This window comes from Kaistia sp. UC242_56 (genome assembly GCF_044452255.1).
In the GTDB taxonomy this organism is placed as follows: domain Bacteria; phylum Pseudomonadota; class Alphaproteobacteria; order Rhizobiales; family Kaistiaceae; genus Kaistia; species Kaistia defluvii_A.
Genome location: NZ_JBIOAN010000001.1, coordinates 41109 through 64142, shown reverse-complemented (window position 1 = coordinate 64142; position 23034 = coordinate 41109). Strand labels below are relative to the sequence as shown.

At 66.0% G+C, this 23034-nt stretch carries 22 protein-coding genes; 17 read left to right on the top strand and 5 right to left on the bottom strand.

Going from position 1 to position 23034, the window contains the following annotated elements; translation table 11 throughout:
• Window positions 1–38: 38 nt before the first annotated feature.
• The 17 genes from ACHMWQ_RS00295 to ACHMWQ_RS00215 all read left to right on the top strand — a co-directional run bounded on the left by ACHMWQ_RS00295 (window position 39) and on the right by ACHMWQ_RS00215 (window position 15081).
• Window positions 39–833: a carbohydrate ABC transporter permease gene (locus tag ACHMWQ_RS00295; RefSeq protein WP_396306312.1), complete on the top strand. Its 795-nt coding sequence runs from the start codon at window positions 39–41 to the stop codon at window positions 831–833.
• 139 nt (window positions 834–972) lie between these two features.
• Window positions 973–2223 carry an extracellular solute-binding protein gene (locus ACHMWQ_RS00290; protein ID WP_396305945.1) on the top strand — a complete coding sequence of 417 codons (1251 nt, stop codon included), beginning with the start codon at window positions 973–975 and terminating at the stop codon, window positions 2221–2223.
• A 241-nt stretch (window positions 2224–2464) separates the two neighbouring features.
• Complete coding sequence (locus tag ACHMWQ_RS00285) at window positions 2465–3229, top strand: carbohydrate ABC transporter permease (RefSeq protein ID WP_396305944.1); 765 nt, start codon at window positions 2465–2467, stop codon at window positions 3227–3229.
• The gene (locus ACHMWQ_RS00280) at window positions 3229–4068 is read left to right on the top strand and encodes a carbohydrate ABC transporter permease (protein ID WP_396305943.1); all 840 of its coding nucleotides are present in this window, start codon (window positions 3229–3231) and stop codon (window positions 4066–4068) included. The genes ACHMWQ_RS00285 and ACHMWQ_RS00280 overlap by 1 nt, the downstream gene beginning before the upstream one ends.
• Window positions 4065–4832: a PIG-L deacetylase family protein gene (locus tag ACHMWQ_RS00275; protein WP_396305942.1), complete on the top strand. Its 768-nt coding sequence runs from the start codon at window positions 4065–4067 to the stop codon at window positions 4830–4832. The genes ACHMWQ_RS00280 and ACHMWQ_RS00275 overlap by 4 nt, the downstream gene beginning before the upstream one ends.
• The gene (locus ACHMWQ_RS00270; protein WP_396305941.1) at window positions 4829–5731 is read left to right on the top strand and encodes an ROK family protein; all 903 of its coding nucleotides are present in this window, start codon (window positions 4829–4831) and stop codon (window positions 5729–5731) included. Before ACHMWQ_RS00275 ends, ACHMWQ_RS00270 begins: the two co-directional genes overlap by 4 nt.
• Entirely contained in the window at window positions 5728–6471 is a 744-nt protein-coding gene (locus ACHMWQ_RS00265) for a GntR family transcriptional regulator (protein WP_396305940.1), read from the top strand. The genes ACHMWQ_RS00270 and ACHMWQ_RS00265 overlap by 4 nt, the downstream gene beginning before the upstream one ends.
• 60 nt (window positions 6472–6531) lie before the next feature.
• Entirely contained in the window at window positions 6532–7317 is a 786-nt protein-coding gene (locus ACHMWQ_RS00260; protein ID WP_396305939.1) for a sugar isomerase domain-containing protein, read from the top strand.
• 693 nt (window positions 7318–8010) lie between these two features.
• Window positions 8011–8202, top strand: coding sequence for a hypothetical protein (locus ACHMWQ_RS00255; RefSeq protein WP_396305938.1), 192 nt, complete (start codon window positions 8011–8013; stop codon window positions 8200–8202).
• Window positions 8203–8252: 50 nt separating this feature from the next.
• On the top strand, window positions 8253–8666 hold the full coding sequence (locus ACHMWQ_RS00250) for an OsmC family protein (protein ID WP_396305937.1): 414 nt from the start codon (window positions 8253–8255) through the stop codon (window positions 8664–8666).
• 130 nt (window positions 8667–8796) lie between these two features.
• The gene (locus tag ACHMWQ_RS00245; RefSeq protein WP_396305936.1) at window positions 8797–9306 is read left to right on the top strand and encodes a nucleoside deaminase; all 510 of its coding nucleotides are present in this window, start codon (window positions 8797–8799) and stop codon (window positions 9304–9306) included.
• Between the two features lie 153 nt (window positions 9307–9459).
• Complete coding sequence (locus tag ACHMWQ_RS00240; RefSeq protein WP_396305935.1) at window positions 9460–11058, top strand: ABC transporter substrate-binding protein; 1599 nt, start codon at window positions 9460–9462, stop codon at window positions 11056–11058.
• Window positions 11059–12138 carry an ABC transporter permease gene (locus ACHMWQ_RS00235; protein ID WP_396305934.1) on the top strand — a complete coding sequence of 360 codons (1080 nt, stop codon included), beginning with the start codon at window positions 11059–11061 and terminating at the stop codon, window positions 12136–12138.
• Entirely contained in the window at window positions 12135–13001 is an 867-nt protein-coding gene (locus ACHMWQ_RS00230) for an ABC transporter permease (RefSeq protein ID WP_396305933.1), read from the top strand. The genes ACHMWQ_RS00235 and ACHMWQ_RS00230 overlap by 4 nt, the downstream gene beginning before the upstream one ends.
• Window positions 12994–13836 carry an ABC transporter ATP-binding protein gene (locus ACHMWQ_RS00225; protein WP_396305932.1) on the top strand — a complete coding sequence of 281 codons (843 nt, stop codon included), beginning with the start codon at window positions 12994–12996 and terminating at the stop codon, window positions 13834–13836. The genes ACHMWQ_RS00230 and ACHMWQ_RS00225 overlap by 8 nt, the downstream gene beginning before the upstream one ends.
• Window positions 13833–14549, top strand: coding sequence for an ABC transporter ATP-binding protein (locus tag ACHMWQ_RS00220; RefSeq protein WP_396305931.1), 717 nt, complete (start codon window positions 13833–13835; stop codon window positions 14547–14549). The genes ACHMWQ_RS00225 and ACHMWQ_RS00220 overlap by 4 nt, the downstream gene beginning before the upstream one ends.
• Window positions 14550–14574: 25 nt before the next feature.
• Window positions 14575–15081, top strand: coding sequence for a heme-degrading domain-containing protein (locus tag ACHMWQ_RS00215; RefSeq protein WP_396305930.1), 507 nt, complete (start codon window positions 14575–14577; stop codon window positions 15079–15081).
• A 667-nt stretch (window positions 15082–15748) separates the two neighbouring features.
• Here the strand turns inward: ACHMWQ_RS00215 and ACHMWQ_RS00210 are convergent.
• From ACHMWQ_RS00210 to ACHMWQ_RS00190, 5 genes are all read right to left on the bottom strand, one after another.
• Window positions 15749–16615, bottom strand: coding sequence for an RNA polymerase factor sigma-32 (locus ACHMWQ_RS00210; RefSeq protein WP_396305929.1), 867 nt, complete (start codon window positions 16613–16615; stop codon window positions 15749–15751).
• Between the two features lie 214 nt (window positions 16616–16829).
• A complete protein-coding gene (locus tag ACHMWQ_RS00205; protein ID WP_354554452.1) occupies window positions 16830–17423 on the bottom strand; it encodes a CarD family transcriptional regulator in 594 nt (197 codons plus the stop codon).
• A gap of 462 nt (window positions 17424–17885) precedes the next feature.
• Window positions 17886–18224: a ferredoxin FdxA gene (gene fdxA, locus ACHMWQ_RS00200; RefSeq protein ID WP_396306311.1), complete on the bottom strand. Its 339-nt coding sequence runs from the start codon at window positions 18222–18224 to the stop codon at window positions 17886–17888.
• Between the two features lie 119 nt (window positions 18225–18343).
• Window positions 18344–18748: an RNA-binding S4 domain-containing protein gene (locus tag ACHMWQ_RS00195; protein ID WP_396305928.1), complete on the bottom strand. Its 405-nt coding sequence runs from the start codon at window positions 18746–18748 to the stop codon at window positions 18344–18346.
• A gap of 18 nt (window positions 18749–18766) precedes the next feature.
• Window positions 18767–21967: a helicase-related protein gene (locus ACHMWQ_RS00190; protein ID WP_396305927.1), complete on the bottom strand. Its 3201-nt coding sequence runs from the start codon at window positions 21965–21967 to the stop codon at window positions 18767–18769.
• Window positions 21968–23034: the final 1067 nt, after the last annotated feature.

Sequence of the window (23034 nt, the reverse complement as noted above, 5' to 3'; positions counted from 1 at the left end):
CCGCCTCGCCCGCCTGGCGCGGCATCCTCTATCTGCTGATGATCGCGATCGCCGTTGTCTCGGCCTTCCCGCTGGTCTGGATGGTGCTCTCCAGCCTGAAGACCCCGGCCGAGGCGATGCAGACCCCGCCGGTCTGGATTCCCGGCACGCCCAGCCTCGACGCCTATAGCAAGGTGTCGGAGCTGATCAGCGTCGGCCGCTCCTTCGCCAACTCGGCCCTGATCGCCGGCATCACCACGGCCGGCATCCTCGTCACCTCGCTGATGGCGGGCTACGCCTTCGCCAAATACCGCTTCCGCTACCGCGAGGTGCTGTTCGCGATCACCATCGCGACGATGTTCCTGCCGCCGATCGTGACGCTGATCCCGCTCTACCGGCTGGTCGGCTCGATCGGCCTCAATGCGAGCCTCGCCGGCGTCATCGTGCCGAACCTCGCCAACGCCTTCGGCATCTTCCTGATGCGCCAGTTCATCGCCGGCGTGCCGGACGAACTGGTTGAGGCGGCGCGGCTCGACGGCGCGTCGGAATTCCGCATCGTGTTCACGATCGTGGCGCCGGCCGTCGCCCCGGCGCTGGCGGCGTTGGCGCTGTTCGCCTTTGTCTATCACTGGAACAGCTATCTCTGGCCGCTGACCGTTCTGCAGGGCAATTCGAGCCAGTATCCGATCGTCATCAGCCTCTCACGCCTGCTCTCCTACAATCGGTCGGCGGTGAACACGGGCCTCGTCATGGCCGGCGCGACGCTCGCCGTGCTGCCGCCGCTGATCCTGTTCGTGCTCCTGCAGCGCTTCTTCGTCCGCACCATCACCGCCTCGGGAATGACGGGCCAATGAGCACGCCATTCCACCGGCGGGAACGGCCTGAAATTCCGCCGCGCCGCCACAGAAACCCACTTGTCAGCCTATCGCATCCAGCTAAAGTGATTACGACGTTATAACGACATAAGCACTGTCGCAGAGGGAAAGACCGGTTATGTTGAACGTACGCAGTCGTTTGAAATCCGCCGCCATCGGCGTGCTTGCCCTGACCGCCACCGCGCTTTCGGCCTCGGCCGGCGAGGTCACGCTCTGGAGCTGGCGCACCGAGGACCAGGCCGCGATGGAGAAGATCTTCGCCGCCTTTACCGCGAAGAACCCTGACATCACCGTCAAGCTGCAGTTCACGCCCGACGCCGATTACCAGAACCGGCTGTCGACGGCGCTGCGCGGCGGAAAGGGGCCCGATATCGCCCAGCTCAAGGCCTATGGCGAGCTTCAGCCGCTGGTCGATGGCGGCTATCTCGATGCGCTGAACGAAAGCGTGCCGGAACTGAAGGACTTCACGCCCGCGGCGCTTGGCGGCTCGGTCGGCATCGCCGACGGCAAGATCTATGGCGTCCCTTATTCGACGCCGGTGATGGGAGTATTCTACAACACCGAGATCTTCGAGAAGAACGGCATCGCCGTCCCGAAGACCTATGACGAATTCGTCGCCGCCTGCGAGAAGCTGAAGGCGGCCGGTGTGCTGCCGATCGCCGCCGGCGGCGCCAACGGTTCCGGCTGGGCGCTCGAGATCAATGCCGGCGTCGTGGGCCCGTCCGTCTATGGCGCGGGCTTCTATGACGAGATGATGAGTGGCAAGGCCAAGTTCACAGATGCGCGCTACGTCAAGGCGCTGGAGAAGATCAAGGCGCTGCAGCCCTACTACTCGGATGGCTTTGCCGGCGTCGACTACACCACGGCGACCCAGCAGTTCATCTCCGGCAAGGCTGCGATGTTCTTCGGCGGCGCCTGGGAGAACGGCAGCTTCAAGGCCCAGAATCCGAACCTGAAGTTTTCGATCTTCCCGTTCCCGGGCGACAAGGCCGAAGCGCAGCCGGCGGTGTCCGCCTTCTCGGACGGTTCCTACGGCCTCGTATCCGACAGCGAGAACAAGGAAGAAGCGACCAAGGTTCTCTCCTTCATCGCCTCGCCCGAATTCGCCCAGCTCTTCGCCGACAATCTCGGCTGGCCGCCGGCCCGTTCCGGCGCCACCGCCAACGATCCCGTGCTGAAGTCGATGCTGGAAATGCAGGCCAACGCCACGCCCTATCTGACGCTGGTCGGTTTCCGTTGGCAGACGCCGACGGCTTCCTCGGTCGTCCAGGCCGAGATCATCGACATGGTCGAAGGCAAGATCGCGCCGGAAAAGCTCGCCGCCGACGTCGATGCGGCCGTGTCGACCTGGTTCAAGCCGAAGCCGTAGTCGCAAGGCCCGGGGGCAGCGCCCGGGCGCATTCCTCCCGATATTCTCCCCGCGCCGAAGGAGGCGACCATGTCTGCAAGCCGCCTTCGGCGTGCGCCCATCGAGTGGCAAAAGCACCGCGCCGCGATCCTGTTCGTGCTGCCGGCGCTGGTCATCTACTGCCTGTTCGTCGTCTATCCGCTGGCAAGCTCGCTATGGGGCTCGCTGTTCGAATGGCGCGGCTTCCGCATGCGCGGCTTCGTTGGGCTCGACAATTTCGCCCGCCTGTTCGTCGACCCGAGCTGGAGGAAAGCTTTCTGGCGCCTTCACGCACAACGTCTTCTGGTTCTGCGGCATCATGGTGCTGCAGAACGGCCTCGGCCTGATCTTCGCCTATCTGCTGTTCCTGCGTCGGCGCGGCACGGCCTTCCTGCAATCGGTGTTCTTCTTCCCGGCCGTGCTTTCGCCGGTCATCGTCGGTGCACTCTGGCGGCTGCTGCTGACGCCGGACGGCGCGGTCGAGACGCTGCTGCACAATCTCGGCCTGCTCGAAGGCCGGCTCACCATTCTCGGCGATTCCACCTGGGCGCTCTGGGTTCTCGTCGCCGTCGACGCCTGGAACTGGATGGGGCTGCCGGTGCTGATTTTCACCGCCGGCCTCCGCCAGATCCAGCCGGAAGTGTTCGAGGCGGCGCGGCTCGATGGCGCCGGCAATGGCCGCATCCTCTGGTCGATCGCGCTGCCGCAACTCATGCCCTCGATCTCGTCACTGACGACGCTGACCTTCATCAACACCTTCAACCAGTTCGACCTCGTCTATGTGATGCAGGGCGTGCAGGGGAACCCGAACTTCGCCACCGATACACTGGTGACCTACTTCTTCCGCCTCGCCTTTGGCGCGGAGGGCGCGGTCGGCATCACCGATATCGGACTGGCGCTCGCGCTTGGCACCTTGCTCTTCCTGTTGCTCACGGTCGTGACCATCGGCCTGTTGCGCTTCTTCGAACGCCGGACGGTGCGGTTCTGATGACCAATCTCGACATCTCGCAACGCATCCGGCAATTGCCGGGCTGGATCGTGCTGGCGCTCTGGGCGCTGGTCGTCGCCGTCCCGCTCTACATCTTGGTCGTCTCCTGTTTCAAGACGACGGCCGAGATCTATGGTGATCGCTTCGGCCTGCCGACGAATTGGACATTCGACAATTTCGCCAATGCGTGGACCCAGGCACAATTCGCCCGCTACATGTGGAACTCCTTCGCCGTCACGGGCGGCGCGGTGGTCCTGACGCTGGTCGTCTCGGCGATGGCGGCGTTTCCGCTCTCCCGCTACCAGCTCGGCTGGTCGTCGCCGGTGCTGGCCTTCTTCCTCGCCGGCGTCATGCTTCCGATCCGCCTCGCCTCGGTCGAGCTGTTCTCGCTGATGAAAACGCTCGACCTGCTCGACAGCCGGCTCGGCCTAATCCTCGTCTATTCGGCGATCCGCATTCCCTTCGCCGTCTTCATCCTGGCCAATTTCATGCGCGTGCTGCCGCGCGAGCTGGAAGAGGCGGCCCGGCTCGACGGGGCCAAGGAATGGCGCATCCTGTTCCGCATCATCCTGCCGACGATCAAGCCGGCGGTGGCGATCGTCGCCATCTTCACGGCGATCGCCGTCTGGAACGACTTCTTCTTCCCGCTGATCTTCATCTTCGACGACGCCTACAAGACCGTGCCGCTCGCCATCACCACCTTCATCGGCCAGTTCCGCACCGACTGGGGCATGGTGTTCGCAGCCCTCGCGATCTCGATGATGCCGGTGCTTGTCATGTATCTCCTGCTGGCCCGCCAGATTCGCGAAGGCGTGGGCGCCACCGGAGGACTGAAATGATCGACGAACGCATCTATGGCGGCCGTAGCCTGCTGGTCATCGGGGCGCACGCCTTCGACGCCGAGGTGATCGCCGGGCCGCTGGCCGCGACAGCGGCGAAGCGCGGCCTCGACGTCACCTTCCTGCACCTGACCATGGGCGAGCAGGGCCACACCTCGCTGTCGCCGGCCGCCTATGCCGAGCAGAAGCGCGATGAGGCGAGCCGCTTCTGCGCGAAGCTCGGAATCTCCTGGCGCGAGCTCGGCTATCCCGACGCCTTCCTGCCCGACGATGACGAGGTGGCGCTGAAGATCGCTGATGTGATCCGCGAGCTTCGCCCCGATACGATCGTGACGCATTGGCAGGGCAGCTGGCACAAGGACCACCGCGCCGCCGCCAACGCGACGAAATCCGCCGTGCTCTATGCCGCGCTGCCGACGCTGGAGCGTGCCCACCCGGCCTTCAGCCCCAGCTTGCTTCTGTTCGGCGAGAACTGGGAAGACGACGAGGGTTTTGCGCCGTCCGAGCTGGTCGATGTCAGCGAGGGCTTTGACGCCTGGCGCGAAGCGATCACCGAATATGAGCTGGCCCGTGGCCTCTCGTCCTTCCCCTATGTCGACTACTATTCCGCGCTCTACCGGATGCGCGGCTGCCTGAACGGGTCCATGTACGCGCAAGCCTTCTCCACGACATCGCATTCCTTCAATGCCGGCGGCGGCATGTTCAATGCCAAATCCTCGACCAAGCCGCGCCTTTCCGGCTGCGGCTGCGGAGCGCATGAATGAGCGCAGCAGCCCACGTCCTCGCGCTCGATCTTGGCGGCACCAGCCTGCGCGCCGGGTTTGCGCCGCTCGATGCGCCGGCCGGGTTGGATGCCGTCGAGCGCTGGGCGGCGCCGGAAAGCGCCGGTGCGCTGCGCGACAAGGTGCTCGCGCTGGTCGCCGCGCGCCGCCAATCCGCGGCGCTCGCCGGCATCGGCATCACCATTCCAGGCCTCGTCGACGGCACCGTGTCGCGTTGGGTGCCGAACCTGCCCTTCCTCGACGGCATCGATCTCGCCGAACTCCTGGGCGAGGCGGGCGTGCCCGTCGCCGCCGGCAATGACGCGCAGATGGCGATGCTCGCCGAGGCGACGCTCGGTGCAGCGAACGGGCTCGACGACGCCATCCTGCTCGCCATCGGCACCGGCATCGGTTCCTCCGTGCTCGCCGGTGGCCGCATCGTGCGCGGCGGGCGTGGCGCTGCCTGCTCGTTCGGCTGGGCCTCGGCCGACCCGTCCGATCCCGGCGAGGACCGTTCCGGCTGGCTGGAGCGGCAGGCGGCGGGACGGGCGCTCGACCGGCTTGGCCGCGACGCCGGCCTTGCCGATGGCGCGACGCTGATCGAGGCGGCGCGGGCCGGCGACCAGGTCGCGAGCCTCGCGATCCATCAGGTCGGCGCGGCGCTCGGCACGACGCTTGCCGGCGCCGTGGCTTTGCTCGACCCGCAGGCGGTGCTGCTCGCCGGCGGCGTCTCCGAGGCGATCGACGTGCTCGGGCCGCCGCTTCGCGCGGCGCTGACGCGAAACCTGCCGCCGCATCTGCGGTCAATCGAAATCCGGCCCGGCCATTTCGGCCCGCGCGCCGGTCTTGTGGGTGCTGCCGTGGCCGCCGGCCTCGGTGCGGAATGGTGGAGAGTGCGATGACCGAATCTGCGATGACATCGCTGGACCGCCGCCGCCCGGAGCCGCTCTGGCACCAGGCCGAGCGCGCCATCCGCGCCCGGATCGAAGCCGGCGAATGGCCGGCCGGCTCGCAGATCCCGGCCGAGGACCGGCTCTGCGACCTGCTCGGCGTCAGCCGCATCACGGTGCGGCACGCTCTTCGCAATCTTGAAGCACTCGGCCTGCTGCGACGCGAGCATGGCCGCGGCACCTTCGTGCGCAGCGCCACCGTGGTGGCGGGCGCGCGCGGCCTCACCAGCTTCTCCGACGAAATGGCGGCGCTGGGCCTGACCGTCGGCTCGCGCATGCTGGAGCAGCAGATCGTGCCGGCCAACGCCCGGGTCTCGGCGGCGCTGGAGATCGAGGAAGGCGAGCCGGTCGCGCTGGTCCGCCGGCTCCGGCTCGGCAATGGTTCGCCGATCGGCGTGCAGACCGCGCATCTGCGGCTCGACCGCGTCCCCGGCCTGCTCGACGAGGACCTCTCGGGCGGCTCGCTCTATGGCCAGCTCGAGCGGCGCTACGGCATCAAGCCATCTGAGGCGACGGAAATCTACCGCGTCGGCGCCGTCGGCCCGGAAGATGCCGAGCTGCTGGAAATCGCCGTCGGCAGCCCCGCCTTCATCGTCGAGCGCCTCGCGATCGATCCGCGCGGGCCCTTCGAGTTCACCCTCTCGATCATGCGGGGCGACCGCTACGAGATCCGTTCCACCTTGCGGATCTGACGGCCGGCAGCCGCAGCTCCCATCCCCTTTCCCCCACACCATCCCTCAAGGAGACGACCCATGTCCGATTTCTACCTGCACAGGCTGATCAAGCTGATCGAGACCGCCGGCAGCGCCAATGACGCCGCGCTCACCGAAGCGGCCAAGCGCTTTTCGGAATCGCTTGCGAAGGGCGGCCTGATCCACCTGTTCGGCTCGGGCCATTCGGTCCTGCCGACGCAGGAAGCTTTTCCGCGATACGGTTCGTTCGTCGGCTTCAACCCGCTGACCGACCCGCGCGTCATGTGGCACAACGTGCTTGGCGCCGGCGGCGTGCGCGAGCTGCTCTGGCTGGAGCGGACCGAGAACTACATCGACAAGTTCCTCGACCACCAGCCGCTCAATGCCGGCGATTCGATCATCATCTACTCGCATTCCGGCACCAATTCGGCCGGCATCGAGACCGCGCTCTACGCCAAGAAGCGCGGCCTGTTCGTCGTGGCCGTCACCTCGAAGGCCAACGACAAGCCGGCGAAGCATTCGTCCGGCAAGCGCCTGAAGGACGTCGCCGACATCGTCATCGACACCAACTCGCCGGTCGAGGACGCCATCGTCCCGATCGAGGGCTGGAGCCGTCCGGTCTCGGGTTCCTCGACCGTGCTGGCGATGATCCTGACGCATGAGCTGATCGCCCGCACCGCCGACGCGCTGTCGAAGCAGGGCGTCGAGCTGCCGGTCTTCGCCTCGCCGACGATCGAAGGCGTGACGCTGCACGACACCGACATCATCTACGGCATCTACCGCGAGAAGATGCTGGAAGCGCAGCAGAAGCACCTCAAGACGTTCCAGGACACGATGAAGGGCTGATTTCGGCCGCTTCATCGAGTCTGTCTATGGACGCCGCGAGCCCCAGGGTTCGCGGCGTTTTTTATGCGGCGGCGCGATCCGGGGTCGCATGCGGTTCTAAAAGTCTCTACCCCTCATCCTGAGGCGCTTCGCGCCAGCGAAGCCTCGAAGGAGGGTTCAGCGGAGCGGGGAGGCTGGCCCGCGATGTCGGAATCGGGATGGATCCCGCCCGCTCCTTCCATGTCGTCGGCGTTCCCTGGACCCTCCTTCGAGGCCCGACTTCGCCGGCCACCTCAGGATGATGGTCTTGTTTTGGAAGGGCGTTGAATGCCTTCGGCGCGATCCCGGTTTGCAATGCGGTTCTAAAGGTCTCTGTCATCATCCTGAGGCGCTTCGCGCAAGCGAAGCCTCGAAGGAGGGTTCAGCGGATGATGTTCCAGCCTTGGAATGACATCGGACGCCTCCTCCCACGCCTCCGACCGGCCGCAATCTCGCCTGCTTTTCGCCCCTTTGGACAACCGGAAAACCTTGAAACAGATCAATCCCTTGGCAGTTCTGGCTCGGGCTGCTTACACGATCGAATGAGTCGGGTTTCTTGACATGGGGCCGGAGTTCGGGAAATCTCACCCTTGGCCGGGCCGTTCCGCCCAGGCCAAACGAACGACGGAGACGTGCCCGCCGCCCGGTTTGGCGGCGCAATCTGGGAGAAACCCGATGACACTTGCCAACGACGTTCCTTCCGACCTTCCCCGTTTCTTCTCGCTGTTCCGGTCTGCCGATGCCAAGGCGGATCCGGTCGCCAGTCCCGTGAAGCGCCCCGCCGCGGTGGGCGACTGCGACAAGGGCGATGACGACGAAGCGACATCCGATTTCGTCTGGGCGCTTGCCTATTGGCCGTGGCTGTAGCACTCGAAACGGTGCCGGAGGCGATCCGGCCCGTCCTTCGAGGGTACAGAATGAACGCCACGATCCGAACCCGCGCCATCGGCGCCACCGCTACCGCCAGCCGCGATGGCCTGCCGGAAGTCACCAGCGAAACCGGCGGCCAGCTTTCGGTCGTGACGCGGCCCTCGGCCGAGGGCTTCAACCCGCTCGACCTGATGAGCGCCTCGCTTTCCGCCTGCATCGTGCTCAGCGTGCAGATCGCGGCGCGGCGGGAAGGCTGGCTCGACGAGATCGAGCAGGTCAGCGCCAGGGTGATCCCGGAAAAGGCGCATGACGAGCCGTCGCGGGTCGAGCGCTTCGTCACCACGGTGACGATCGAAGGCCCGCTGGACGCGGCCAAGAAGGCGCATCTCGTCGAGGCGGCCGAAACGATCTGCACGGTGTCGAATACGCTGCGCAGCGGCGCCGCCGTGGTCAACGGCTAGAGCGTTTCGATCAAAGGGGATACGGGTTCGCGTCACCATAACGCGATCCCGTGAAGACAGGCTCCGGCCCCTGTCCGGAAGGCCCCGAATTTGCGAAGCTTCGGGATCCTCACGCCGGGAGCCAAGCCGCATGACCTCGCTGACCCAAGCCTCGCCCCTGCCGGCGCTCGATCACGAGCACTACCTTCGCCTCGCCTTCGACGTGGCGCGGCGATCGCTGCAAAACGGCTCGCATCCTTTCGGCGCGATCCTGGTCGGGCCGGATGGCAGCGTGCTGATGGAGCAGGAAAACGCCTTCCAGCCGGATCACGACATGACCGGCCATGCCGAGCGCGTGCTGATGACCCGGGCCTCGAAGGCCTATGAACCGGGCTTCCTGCGCGGCTGCTCGATGTACACGTCGGCCGAGCCCTGCGCGATGTGTGCCGGCGCGGCCTACTGGGCCGGTATCGGCCGTGTCGTCTATGGCCTGGGCGAGCACGAGATGAAGGCGATCACCGGCGACCATTCCGAGAATCCGACGCTCGATCTGCCCTGCCGCGTCGTGTTCGATGCCGGCCAGCGGCCGATCCAGGTGATCGGGCCGCTGCTGGTCGAGGAGGCGGCCGCTTTGCACGAAGGCGTTTGGGACAAGCACTGAACGCGCGTATCCCGGCCGGTTGTCGACTGTTTTTTTCACCATCTGATCAAATCGCGCAATCGTCGCCGTTGCGAAGCCCCCCGGGGAATGGTTCCATGCCGGCAAGCGGGCAGGGCCGGTCGAAGGCTCCCCGACTGTGATGGAGAATTCCGCATGACCATGCGTTTCCTTTCCGCGACGGCGCTGGCCGGCGCGATTGCGCTGGGGGGCCTGTTCGGAGCGCCGGCCGCCATGGCCGCCACGCCCAAGGACCTGCTGATCGTCGCCCAGGCGATCGATGACATCGTCAGCCTCGACCCGGCCGAGGGGTTCGAGCTGACCTCGGTGCAGTCCTTCAACAGCCTGTATCAGCGGCTGGTGCAGTCGAACCAGACCGAGCCGACCAAGCTCGATCCGGTGCTGGCAGAGAGCTGGGTCGTGGCGCCGGAAGGCAATGCGATCACCTTCAAGATCCGCGACGGCGCCACCTTCTCGTCCGGCAATCCGGTCCGCGCCGATGACGTGATCTATTCGCTGTCGCGCGCGGTGAAGCTCGGCAAGTCGCCGGTGTTCATCCTGAACGAACTCGGCTGGTCGGCCGATAATGTCGACACCTTCCTGACCAAGGTCGACGATAGCCACGTCAAGGTCTCCTGGCCCGCCAAGGTCGGCCCGTCCTTCGCGCTGTCGATCCTTTCCGCGCCGGTCGCGTCGATCGTCGACCAGAAGGAAGTCGAGGCGCACGCCAAGGATGGCGATTTCGGCAATGCCTGGCTGCACACGGCTTCGGCCGGCTCCGGCCCGTTCAAGATCCGCGCCTACCAGCCGCATGAGGCGCTCGTACTCGACGCCAATGCGACCTCGCCGACCGGCGCGCCCAAGCTCAAGGGCATCATCTTCAAGAATGTCGCCGATCCCTCGGCGCGCCGCCTGCTGATCGAGCAGGGCGATGCCGATATCGCCCGCGACATCGGCGCCGACCAGATCGCAGCCCTGACCGGCAAGCCCGGCATCGAGGTGCTGTCGGCGCCTTCGGCCGAGGTCGATTTCCTGGGCTTCAATGCCGCCAGCAAGACCAATCCCGACACCAAGAACCCGGCGCTCTGGGAAGCCGCGCGCTGGCTCGTCGATTACGAAGGCATCGCCAAGAACCTGCTCAAGGGCCAGTCCAACGTCCACCAGGCTTTCATTCCGAAGGGCTTTGCCGGTTCGCTCGACGACACGCCGTTCAAGCTGGACGTCGAGAAGGCCAAGGGCATCCTGAAGGCCGCCGGGCTCGACAAGGGCCTGACTGTCAAGCTTTCCGTGATCAACCAGCCGCCCTATACCGACATCGCCCAGGCGCTGCAGGCGACCTTCGCGCAGGCCGGCATCAAGCTGGAAATCGAGCCCGCCGTCGCCAGCCAGTTCTACTCGACGCTCCGCTCGCAGGGCCACGAGGCGGCGCTGGCCTTCTGGATCCCGGACTATTTCGACCCGCATTCCAACGCCAGCGCCTTCGCGCTCAATCGCGATGACGGCACCAAGACCGTTGCCTGGCGCTATGGCTGGAGCATTCCGGAACTTTCCGAGAAGACCCAGGCTGCCGTCGAAGAACAGGATGCGGACAAGCGCGCGGCGGACTATAAGGCTATTCAGCTTGAGGTTCAGCAGAAGTCGCCCTTCGTCATCCTCATGCAGCCGAACAACCAGATCGTGCTGCGCGACAACGTCAAGGGCTTCGTCCAGGGCCTCAACGCGGACCAGGTCTATTTCGCAGGGGTCGAGAAGTAATTGACAGATACCGGCGGCCGCCTCGCGGCCCCTGAGCTTCTTCCCCGTCGGCCTCGCGGCCGGCGGGGACTTTCGTTTCTCGCGGGCGTCGCCAATTGGCTGGTGACCCTGGCGATAACCCTGCTTGGCCTGATGGTCGTCACCTTCGCGCTGGCCGAGCTTTCGCCGGCCGATCCGGCGCTGCATCTGGCCGGCGACAAGGCGACCGAGGCGACCTATCAGGCGGCGCGCCAGACGCTCGGCCTCGATGACCCGCTGCCGCAGCGCTTCGCCGCCTATGTCGGCAATGTGCTGACGGGCAATCTCGGCACCTCCTGGTCGACCAACCAGCCCGTCTTCGGCGATATCGTCCGCGTCTTCCCGGCGACGCTGGAGCTCGCCACCGTCGCCATCCTCTTCGGCGCGCTGATCGGCGTGGCGCTCGGCGTCCTCGCGGCGCTCAGGCCGCGCGGGTTGATCGACGGCATCGTCCGGATAATCTCGCTGATCGGCTATTCCGTGCCGATCTTCTGGCTCGGCCTTCTGTTCCTGCTGCTGTTCTATGCCCGCCTGCACTGGGCCGCCGGCCCAGGCCGTCTCAGCGACATCTACGCCTATACGATCACGCCGGTGACCGGCTTTTACCTGATCGATACGGCGCTCTGGGGCGAGGAGGGCTCGTTCCTCGATACGCTGTCGCATCTCGTGCTGCCGGCCAGCGTGCTCGCCATTCATTCGCTCGCCTCGATCTCGCGGCTGACGCGGGCGAGCCTGCTCGGCGAACTCGGCAAGGAATACGCCGTGGCGGCGCGCGCCAAGGGCGTCGGCGAGGTTCGCCTGATGCTGACCCATCTGCTGCCCAATGTCGCCGGAACCGTGCTGACGGTGATCGCGCTCGCCTATGCGACGCTGCTCGAAGGCGCGGTGCTGACCGAGACCGTGTTCGGCTGGCCGGGCCTTGGTCGCTACATGACGACGGCGATCTTCGCCTCCGACATGCCGGCCGTGCTCGGCGGCACGCTGGTCATCGGCGTCTGCTTCGTGATCGTCAACGCGATCACCGACATTCTCGCCCGCATCGTCGACCCGAGGCTGTCATGACCAATCTGCCCTTGACCGTCGCGGTCGCTCCCAACCGTCTGTCGCTGGCGAAATTCGCCCGCCGCTCGCCCACCGCCGCGATCGGCGCCGCGCTGGTGGTGCTGATCCTGCTGGTGGCGGTGTTCGCGCCGCTTCTCGCGCCCTATGACCCGATCGCGCAGGACGTCGCCAACCGTCTGATCCCGCCATCTGCGGCGCACTGGTTCGGCACGGACGGCTTTGGCCGCGACCTGCTGTCCCGCTTGATCTACGGCACCCGGCCGACGCTCATGTTGCTCGCCATCGTCATCCTGCTGACGACGCCGCTCGGCATCGCCATCGGCATCGTCGCCGGCTTCTATGGCGGCATGGTCGAGCGCATCCTGATGCGCATCACCGACATCGCCATGGCCTTTCCCAAGCTGGTGCTGGCGCTCGCCTTCGTCGCCGTGCTCGGCGCCGGTCTCGTCAATGGCGCCCTGGCCCTGGCCTTGACGGCCTGGCCCGCCTATGCGCGGCAGACGCGGTCGGAGACGGTGGCGCTGCGCAAGAGCGACTATCTCGCCGCCGCCGAGATGATGGGCATCACCGGCCCGCGCCTGCTGTTCGGCCATGTGCTGCCGCTCGTGCTGCCGGGCGCGATCGTGCGCATGGCGCTCGACCTTGGCGGGATCATCCTGATCGCCGCAGGCCTTGGCTTTCTCGGCCTTGGCGTGCGTCCGCCGACGCCCGAATGGGGCGCCATGGTCGCCGAGGGCACGCAGGTGATCTTCGACCAGTGGTGGGTAGCGGCGACGCCCGGCGCCGCGATCCTGCTCACCAGCTTCGCCTTCAACCTGCTGAGCGATGGGCTCCGTGACCTGATGGACCCGCGCAATGGCTGATCCGACCCTGCTGAATGTCGAAAAGCTCTCGGTTCGCTTCCCGTCCGATCGCGGCCCGGTCGAGGTCGTGCACGGCATCTCCTTTGCCATGGGCGCTGAAAAGCTGGGCCTGGTGGGCGAATCCGGCTCGGGCAAATCGATGACGGCGCGCGCGCTGATCGGGCTGGTGGCAAAACCCGGCCGCGTCACCGCTGACCGGCTGACGCTGGACGGCGAGGATCTGACCGCGTTGTCGCCCCGGCAATGGAAGCATTGGCGCGGCTCGAAGATCGGTTTGGTGCTGCAGGATCCTAAATTTGCGCTCGATCCGGTGATGAGCATCGGCCGCCAGGTCGAGGAACCCCTGAAGCTGCATACCGCCGCCAAGAAGGCCGAGCGGCGCGAGCGGGCGCTCGCCATGCTGGAGGCTGTCGGCCTGCCGGATCCGCTGCGCGCCTATCACGCCTATCCGCACCAGCTTTCCGGCGGCATGGGCCAGCGCGTCATGCTGGCGGCGACGCTGATCGCCGAGCCGCGCCTGCTGATCGCCGACGAGCCGACCTCGGCACTCGACCGCGACCTGCGCGACCAGGCGCTCGATTTGATGCTGAAGCTCGTCGACGAGCGGCAGATGGGCCTGATTCTGATCAGCCATGATCTCGACCAGGTGGCGCGCTTCTGCGACCGGGCGCTGGTCATGTATCGCGGCGACATCGTCGATCGCCTGCCGGCGTCCGAGCTGGCGAACTCGGAACATCCCTATACGAAGACGCTGTGGGCGTGCCGGCCTTCGCCCGAAACGTTCGGCACGCTGCTGCCGACGCTCGACCGCGTCAGCCTGGGGGCGGGCGCATGAGCCTTGTCGATATCAGCGATCTCAACGTCACCTTCCGGGACCAGGATGTCGGCCGTCATATCCTGCGCGGCATCACCCTGACGATCGAGGCAGGCGAAACCTTCGGCCTGCTCGGGCCGTCCGGCTGCGGCAAATCCACTTTGCTGCGCGTCATCGCCGGGCTAAACCGCGACTGGCATGGCTCGATGGCGCTGCTTGGCCAGGCTGTGCCGCCGCGCCGCCGCTTCACCGGCAAGCTGCGCCAGCAGGTGCAGATGGTGTTCCAGGATCCCTATGCCTCGCTGCATCCGCGCCACAAGATCGGCCGGGCCCTGCGCGAGCCGCTCGTCGTCAACGGGCTCGACAATCCGGACAAGCGCGTCGCCGAGGCGCTGGCCGAGGTCGGCTTCGGGCCGGACGTCGCCGCGCGCTATCCGCATCAGCTTTCCGGCGGCCAGCGACAGCGCATCGCGATTGCCCGCGCGCTGCTGCTGCGGCCCAAACTGCTGCTGCTCGACGAGCCGACCTCGGCGCTCGACATGTCGGTGCAGGCCGAGATCCTGAACCTGCTTGTCACGCTCAAGGCGCGCTTCGGCATGACCTTCGTGCTGGTCAGCCATGACCCGGACGTGATCGGCCATATGTGCGACCGCGCGGCGCGCATGGCGGAGGGGCGCATTGCCGCGACCTTCGATCGGCCGGCCCTTGCGGCGGGCGCTGCGGCTGCGCGATGATCAGGATATCACGGAGGGGGAACGAATGAGCGACGAAGCCCTGTTGCAGGAACTTCTCGACCAGGAAAAGCGGCTGGTCTTCGACCGTTTCGACAATGACACGGCGATCACGCTCGGCACGCGCATCATCGAGCGCGCGCGCCAGGACAATCTCTCCATTGTTGTCGAGATTTCGCGAGGCGAGCAGCGGCTGTTCTATTGCGCGCTCGAAGGCACCTCGGCCGACAACGAGTTCTGGGTCGCCGGCAAGACGGCGGTCGTGCGCCGCTACGGCCATTCCTCGTTCTATATGGGCCAGAAGGCGCGGGTGAAGGGCGTCGATTTCGCTACCGCGCAGCTGGTCGACCCGTTGAAATACTACCCGCATGGCGGCGCCTTCCCGATAATGGTCCGGAATGTCGGCATGGTCGGCACCGCGACCGTCTCCGGCCTGCCGCAGGCGGAGGACCACAAGCTGGTGGTCACCGTGATCGAGGAACTGCTGGCCGAGCTGGGCACCGGCGAGGCGCGCCCGGAAGTCTGGACGGCGTAGTTTCATTGGGGGGAGGGCCCGGGGGAGCTTGCTAGAGGGGGGCCCGCGTAAGCTCCAACCTCAACATGCTGAGGCGGCCCGAAGGGCCGTCTCGAAGCACGCAGAGTGCGTCCGGCCATAGCCCTCTTGAACTTTGGCAGTGAAGCCTGCCCGTCTGCCCTGCGTCTTCGAGACGGCTTGCTTCGCAAGCCTCCTCAGGATGTTGGGAGCCAGATTGGCATTCCGGACTGCGTCGCAGTTAGATCCCCGCCCCAGCCCCATGCCCGCCGTCATCCCGGCCTCCGAGCCGGGATCCGTTCAGCCGTGATGTGGATCGGGGGCGTGTGGACTGGGGTATCACCCCGCCCAACCATGGATTCCTGCTTTCGCAGGAATGACGGGGGAGCGGGTGGGCAGCAGGGAGCCTATCTGGATGGTTCCCTAAACCCTCACCCGGCCCTTCGGGCCGACCTCTCCCTCAGGGAGAGGTAAGGGCTTGTCGCGTGGTTGCACGGCCCTACCCCACGCTCGCCGTCATCCCGGCCTCCGAGCCGGGATCCATTCAGCCGCGAGGTCCACCGGTGGTGCACTTACGGGGGCAGCATCCAGCCGGCCATGCATTCCTGCTTTCGCAGGAATGACGGAGGGGGACGCCAGTGCCGCAGGCACCCTTCCTCCGTGCCTTCCGTCAGACAAAGCTCGCCCGGTCGGGATGGTCGCGCAGCAGGGCGGCCTTGAGCTTTTCGATGGCCCGGCTTTCGATCTGGCGGACGCGCTCCTTGGAGATCCCGAGCGTCTCGCCGAGCGACTCCAGCGTGGCGCCTTCCTCGCGCAGCCGGCGCTCGCGCAGGATCCGGACTTCGCGGTCGGAAAGCACCGCCATCGCATCGTGCAGCCAGGTCACCCGCCGCTCGCTGTCGATGACGTCGCCCACCATCTGGTCGGGCAGCGGCGTATCGTCGACCAGAAAATCCTGCCGGTCGGAGGCGGACGATTCCGTGTCGTAGATCGGCGCGTTCAGCGAGGTGTCGGCGCCCGAGAGGCGCGCATCCATCATCGCCACGTCATTGGTCGAGACGCCGACGGCAATGGCGATCTGCTGGTAGATCTGCTGATTGGGGATCGGCACCGAGCCTTGCGAGAGCTTGGCGCGCAGCCGGCGCAGGTTGAAGAACAGGGCCTTCTGGGTCGAGCTGGTGCCGCCGCGAACGATCGACCAGTTGCGCAGGATATAGTCCTGGATGGAGGCGCGGATCCACCAGGTGGCATAGGTCGAGAAGCGGACGTCGCGGTCCGGCTCGAACCGGGCGGCCGCCTCCAGCAACCCGACATGGCCTTCCTGGATCAGGTCGCTCATGGGCAGGCCGAAATGGCGGAACCGCGCCGCGATGGCGATGACAAGCCGCATATGCGAGGCGGCAAGGCGGTGCAGAGCGTTCTGATCCTTGATATCGCGCCAGCGAATGGCGAGATTCTTTTCCTCATCCCGTTCCAGATAAGGGGCCTGCATCGCCGCCTTGACGAACTGCCGCCCAGAGATCGCCGATGTGCCCATGCGACCCGCTCCTGTGTTTGGAATTTCGTGCGCCCCACGTTTGAACAACAGCAACCCTACGCCCCAGTTCCGAAAAGGCGACGCACATTGGTGTGATGGACCTGGCAGAAGCTTGTGATGGCGGCAGAGCGTCGCAGGGCGGCCGGCACGATGCGGGCATAAAAAAACGCCCGGCAGAGCCGGGCGTTTTTTAGGGAAAGACGATGCGCCGGAATTATGCGGCTTCGTCGTGCTTCTCGTCGTCGCCTTCGACTTCGGCAACAGCTTCTTCATCGGCCTTGCCGCCGCGCTTCGGGCTCTTGGCAAGGTTCTGCTCGATCTGGCGGACCGCTTCGGTCTCGGAAATCTCGCTCACCGCCGCGATTTCGCGCGACATGCGGTCGAGGGCCGCCTCATAGAGCTGGCGCTCGCTGTAGGACTGTTCGGGCTGGGTATCCGAGCGGAACAGGTCGCGGACGACTTCCGAGATCTGGATCAGATCGCCGGAATTGATCTTCGCTTCATATTCCTGGGCGCGACGGCTCCACATGGTGCGCTTGACGCGGGCGCGGCCACGGATGGTTTCGAGGGCCTTCTTGACGGTCGTTGCATCCGAAAGCTTGCGCATGCCGACCGTCGCCGCTTTGGCGACCGGTACGCGCAGTTTCATCTTGTCCTTCTCGAATGCAATAACGAAGAGCTCAAGCTTGATGCCGGCCACTTCCTGTTCTTCGATCCCGACGATCTCGCCGACGCCATGCGCCGGATAGACGATATGTTCGCCGGTCTTGAAATCGGAACGCAGAGTGGTCTTCTTGAGGGTGGCCATACGCGTATTAACTCCGTTAAATTGGCGGGCCCGGCTCGCCAAGCCAAAGGCCGGATTTTGACGAAACCCGTCTCATCCATGGCTATCGCGGTTCCGGACCGGTCCCGGAACAACATGTTCCGGAGGCGACCCGGTCAGGTTCGCTCTTCCACTGTCAGCCGATCCGGAAAACGCTCGTCCCGATCCGGGGATCCGCACGCGCGCAACCCAACATCGACGACGATCCATCGCCAGCGCGCCTTAATGTCGCGGCAGGACGACTTCTCGCTTCAATGTTGAGGGTTGTTCACGAACGAAACACCAGAAAGGTGCGGTGACGCCGTAAGTGGTTACCGACTGTATTTGTATATATATCACAAAATACCCAAAAATCAAAGCATTGCCGTCGCGGTGCGCGGGCGCACCTCGACAGCGGCTTCGTCCTGGGCCAGGCGTCGGCAGGAAGGCGGCGGCAGAGCCGGCTCAGTCGCCTTCGCCGGGAGCGGCGGAGAAGTAGGTCTCGAGCTTGTTCGCGACGCCGTCGAAGTCCGCGGCATCCGCCGGCGCATCCTTGCGCACGGTGATGTTCGGCCACTTCTCGGCATATTCGGCGTTGAGCTTCAGCCACTTTTCGAGGCCCGGCTCGGTATCCGGCTTGATCGCCTCGGCTGGGCATTCCGGCTCGCAGACGCCGCAATCGATGCACTCATCCGGATGGATGACGAGCATGTTTTCGCCCTCGTAGAAGCAGTCCACGGGACATACTTCGACGCAATCCGTGAATTTGCACTTGATGCAATTGTCCGTCACGACATAGGGCAAGATCGTCTCCTCGGGCAAGCACGCTCCAAGCTCGCCGGCGTCGTCTGGGTAAACGCTTTAGCGGGGCGGCGCAAGGATCGCGGATGCCGCATCGCCAAGGTCAGGCTGAATGAATTTCCTCAATCTTCGTCGTCATTTGGAAAATTCTCGCCTTCGTCTCCGGAGGAGGCGGAATGGAACGCATCGAGCACCCGTCGATCGCGTTTTGTCGGCCTCGGGCCGCCCCGGATGACCGGCTCCGTCAGGATCGCCGGCGGCGTCAGGTCCTCGTAAAGGCGCTGCGCCTCGGGGGCGGGACCCCGGCGCGTGCCGGGGTCGAGGATCTTGACGACACGGATCTGCCGCTCCAGCGAGAGGGTCAGGACGTCGCCGGGCCGCACCAGGCGGCTCGACGCGTCAATCTTGTCGCGGTTGACCCGGACCTTGCCGCCCATCACCAGCTTCTGGGCGATCGATCGGCTTTTCGCGAAGCGGGCAAACCAGAGCCATTTGTCGATACGCTGGCGTCCGGTTTCCTCGCTCATCGCCGCTCCGCGTCTCGCTTAGCCACCGCGCTTCTTGGCTTCGAGGTCGGCCTTGAGAGCCGCCAGGGCCGCGAAGGGCGAATTCGGGTCGATCGGACGCTCGCGCCGGGGTTCCTCGCGGCGCGGCTGCGGCGCGTTCTGGCCCTGGCGATGATCGCCGCCCTTGTTGCGGTGGTCGTTGCCGGGACGGTCGTTGCGACGGCCCTCGCGCTCGCCCTGCGGACGATCGCCAGCGCCGCGCTCGGGACGCGGACCACGCGGCTGCTGCGGGCGGCCACCCTGGCGGCGTCCGTCGCGCTCGCCCTCGGCCTGACGGCCACGGCCGTCGCGGCCTTCCGGCTTCGCCTCGCCGGCAGCGCCTTCGGCCGGCGACGACGCGCCATGGTTGGGGCGACGGTCACGGCGGTTGTCGCGCTGCTGCGGACGGCGGTCGAAACGGCCGGGACGCCAGACGTCGATCATTTCCGGCTCGGCCGGCACGGCGGCTTCGGCTTCCGCCGGCTCGCCATCGCTGGTCTCGAGCGACGGTGCCTCGACGACCGGGGTCGTGTCGGTCTCGCCGGTTTCGGTGACGGTTTCCTCGGTCGTGGTCTCGGTCACGACGGTTTCCACCGCCTCTTCCGAAGCGACGGTCTCGGCAGCGGGTGCCTCGACTTCGGCGGGAGCGTCGGTCGCCGTCTCGGTGACGGTTTCCGTCGTCTCTTCCGAAACGGCGGTTACGGCCGGTGCTGCTTCCGCGACCGGGGCCTTGGGCGGCGCCGGGCGGCGGTCGAGACGATAGCCGAGCGACTTCAGCACGCCGGCAAAGTCTTCGCCGGAGCAGCCCAGAAGCGAGGTCATCGACACGGTGATGGTGAAGCCATTGCCGTCGACGGCGCCTTCCGGCGGCACCAGATTGTCGGAGGTCGGCTTCCAGGCGATCAGCGGACGGATGATGTCGGCCAGGCGCTCGAGGATGTCGATGCGCACGGCGCGGTTACCGGCGATGCGATAGCCCACGACCTTGTAGAGCGGCCGGGCGAAGGTCGGGTCGACCGGCACCGTGGTGCGGCCGGTTGCCGAAAGCTGCGGCAGCTCCGCCAGGCCCGGTGCGTCGAGGCCGTGGTTCTTCAGCGCCCAGAGCATGGCGTTCAGCGCGCTCGGGGCGGGCTTCAGCAGGGCCGGGACGTAGATGTGATAGGCGCCGAAGCGCACGCCGAGCTTGCGCAGGCCCGAGCGGGCCTCCTGGTCGAGCGCCTTGATCTCCTCGGCGATCTCCGAGCGCTCCAGCACGCCCTGGCCTTCGACGATGCGGAAGGCGATGCCGCGGGCGGGCGCCGAAAGCTCGACGCCGGCCAGAAGCTCGAACAGCGGCTTCAGCAGCGTCTCGATATGGCTCTTCAGCCAGATATCGACGCGGTCCTGCACGCGCTCGCGGGCCGGGCCCGTCAGGCCTTCATCCGCCAGCAGGATCAGGCGCGGGCGCAGGGCATCGTCGGTCGCGACGATCCTTGCCACCGGCGCGCCGAGCCAGCGCAGCGTACCGTCGGTCGACAGCACGAATTCGGGATTGGGCGCATTGCCGATCTTCTCGGCACGGCGTTCGATTTCGCCGGCAAGCGCCTTCTGGGCAATCGCCCCGATCGCTTTGGCGTCCGGTCCGTCTGCCTGGGGATCTGGCGTGAAGCGGAAACCCTGCAGGCTTCCGACATGCTGTCCCTCGACCAGCACATCGCCGGAGGTCGTGATTTCTGCTTCGAGCATGGCGTTTTCTCTGAGCCGCTTCATCAGTACACTTGTGCGCCGATCCACGAAACGCTGAGTGAGCCTTTCGTGGAGCGCATCGGAAAGACGATCCTCTATAGCGCGCGTGCGCTCCTGCCAATGGCGAGGATCCTTAAGCCAGTTAGGCCGGTTTGCCGCAAAGGTCCATGTCCGAATGTGCGCAATGCGGTTGGCGAGCGTATCGATATCGCCATCTGTGCGATCTGCAAAGGCGACCTGACGCTGAAACCAGTCGTCCGGGACCGCGCCATCGCGGGCGACGAAGGTGAAAATATCGCCGACCAGCTCGGCATGATTAGCCGGTGCAATGCGTCGATAATCAGGCGTCTGGCAAATATCCCAGAGCAGTTCGAGCCGCTCGCGCCGATCGGCCAGGCCCCGGATGCCCGGATCGCGGGCCAGGATTTCCAGCACCGTGACGTCCTCGGAGGGCGGCGCCTTGGACAGGCCTTCATGGCCCGGCGGACGGTCCAGACTGGCGCGAAGCGTATCGATCGAGCGGAAATCGAGCGCACGATTGCGCCATTGCAACGTGCGCACCGACATGAAGTGGTGGCTTTCCAGCGCCTCGATCAGCTCGTCCTCGAAGGGATCGACCTGGCCGGTGACGCCGAAGGTGCCGTCGCGCGTGTGGCGTCCGGCGCGGCCGGCGATCTGGCCGAGCTCGGCCGCCGTCAGCCGGCGATACTGGAAGCCGTCGAACTTGCGCTCCTGCGCGAAGGCGACATGGTCGACGTCGAGATTGAGGCCCATGCCGATCGCATCAGTGGCGACGAGAAAATCGACATCGCCCGACTGATAAAGTTCGACCTGGGCGTTTCGGGTGCGCGGGCTGAGCGATCCGAGAACCACCGCAGCGCCACCGCGTTGCCGGCGAATCAGTTCGGCGACCGCATAAACCTCGTCGGCCGAGAAGGCGACGACGGCCGAACGGCGGGGCAGGCGGGTGATCTTCTTCGAGCCGGCATAGGTCAGCATCGACATGCGCGGACGGGTGACGATCTCGATGCCCGGCAGAAGCTTTTCCAGGATGCCGCGCATGGTGGCGGCGCCCAGCAGCAGCGTCTCGTCGCGACCGCGCAGGTTCAGCAGCCGATCGGTGAAGACATGGCCGCGATCGAGATCGGCGGCGAGCTGGATTTCGTCGATGGCGACGAAGGAAACGTCGGTATGCGAGGGCAGGGCCTCGACCGTGCAGACGCGAAAGCGCGGATTGGGCGGGACGATCTTTTCCTCGCCCGTGATCAGCGCCACCGATTCCGCGCCGACCCGGGCCACGATCCGGCCATAGACCTCGCGCGCCAGCAGGCGCAGCGGCAGGCCGATGATTCCCGAGGAATGCGCCAGCATCCGCTCGATCGCCAGATGGGTCTTGCCGGTATTGGTGGGCCCCAGAACGGCAGTGACATTGCGCCCGCCCGCTCCGGCGCCTGGTGGTCTCGTCCGTTCATTCATATCGCGGGCAGTCTCACTTCCAGATCAACGCTACCGAGCATGCCCCTGTATCATGTCGAAACAGAGAAGCGCTTTCAGGCCGTGCCGCGAGCGGCGCCGGTTAAGTTCTAGAACCTTACTGGAACAAACGAGGTCCGAATCGCTGACTCCCCGGAAATCGCGTTCTGTTCACCACCATATATGTGCCGCTCCAACGCCGGCGCCACGAAATAGTGCCGCAGGTTTGCCCCGAAAGGCCGCAAAAGGCCTCGCGTCGTTAACGTTTGCCGGTCCGGGCGGTCGCAGCGTGGTTAGCGGGAGATGAATTCCGTTAAGGCTGCCGGGCCGGGCCGCGTTAAGGATTCGACCGAATCCGGAACGGAGCATGGACGAATCGCTGGCGAATCGCCGTTCCGGATTCGTGCCGGCTAGCGATGGTGTCGCGCGTGGGGGCGGACCCCATGGGCAGGGTGCGCTGTCGGCGGGCGTCTGGATGTTATCCGTGGGATCCCGGCTTCCCGGCGGGCGCGCGTTAACGGGTGTCAGGCGGGGTGTCGCAATTCGGGACAGGCGGCATCTGGGTCCGGTCGGGCGGACGATATCGATCGTGACAGCGCGATGGCATTGGAGCGGGTTGCGGGAAGGAAGCCCCTCACCCCAACCCTCTCCCGCAAGCGGGCGAGGGGCTCGCCCGCGCCCGTGGCCGTCGCAGGCGCGCCCGCGCCCGTGGCCGTCGCAGGCTCCCGGCGCCCGTGGCTGTCGCAGGCTCCCTGCGTCTATGGCTGTCGCCTCGCCCTCGATGAAGACCGCCGGCCCAAAAGCCCTCGCCCGCTTGCGGGAGAGGGTGGGGTGAGGGTCTTGCTTGGGGATGGACTCATGCGGGCGGGGCTGCATCCGCAGTGTGCGTCCTTCGAGACAGCCCTTCGGGCCTCCTCAGGATGTTGAGATGGGAGATTGGGCAGCAAGGCCGAGTGCCGAGGGAGTTCGACCGTTACGCTCGGCTTCCAAGCCGAAACCGAGGCGGAGACGAAACCCAACCCAAGCGAACCCGATCTCTAGGGGCCCTCTGCTTCAACAGCAAAATCCGC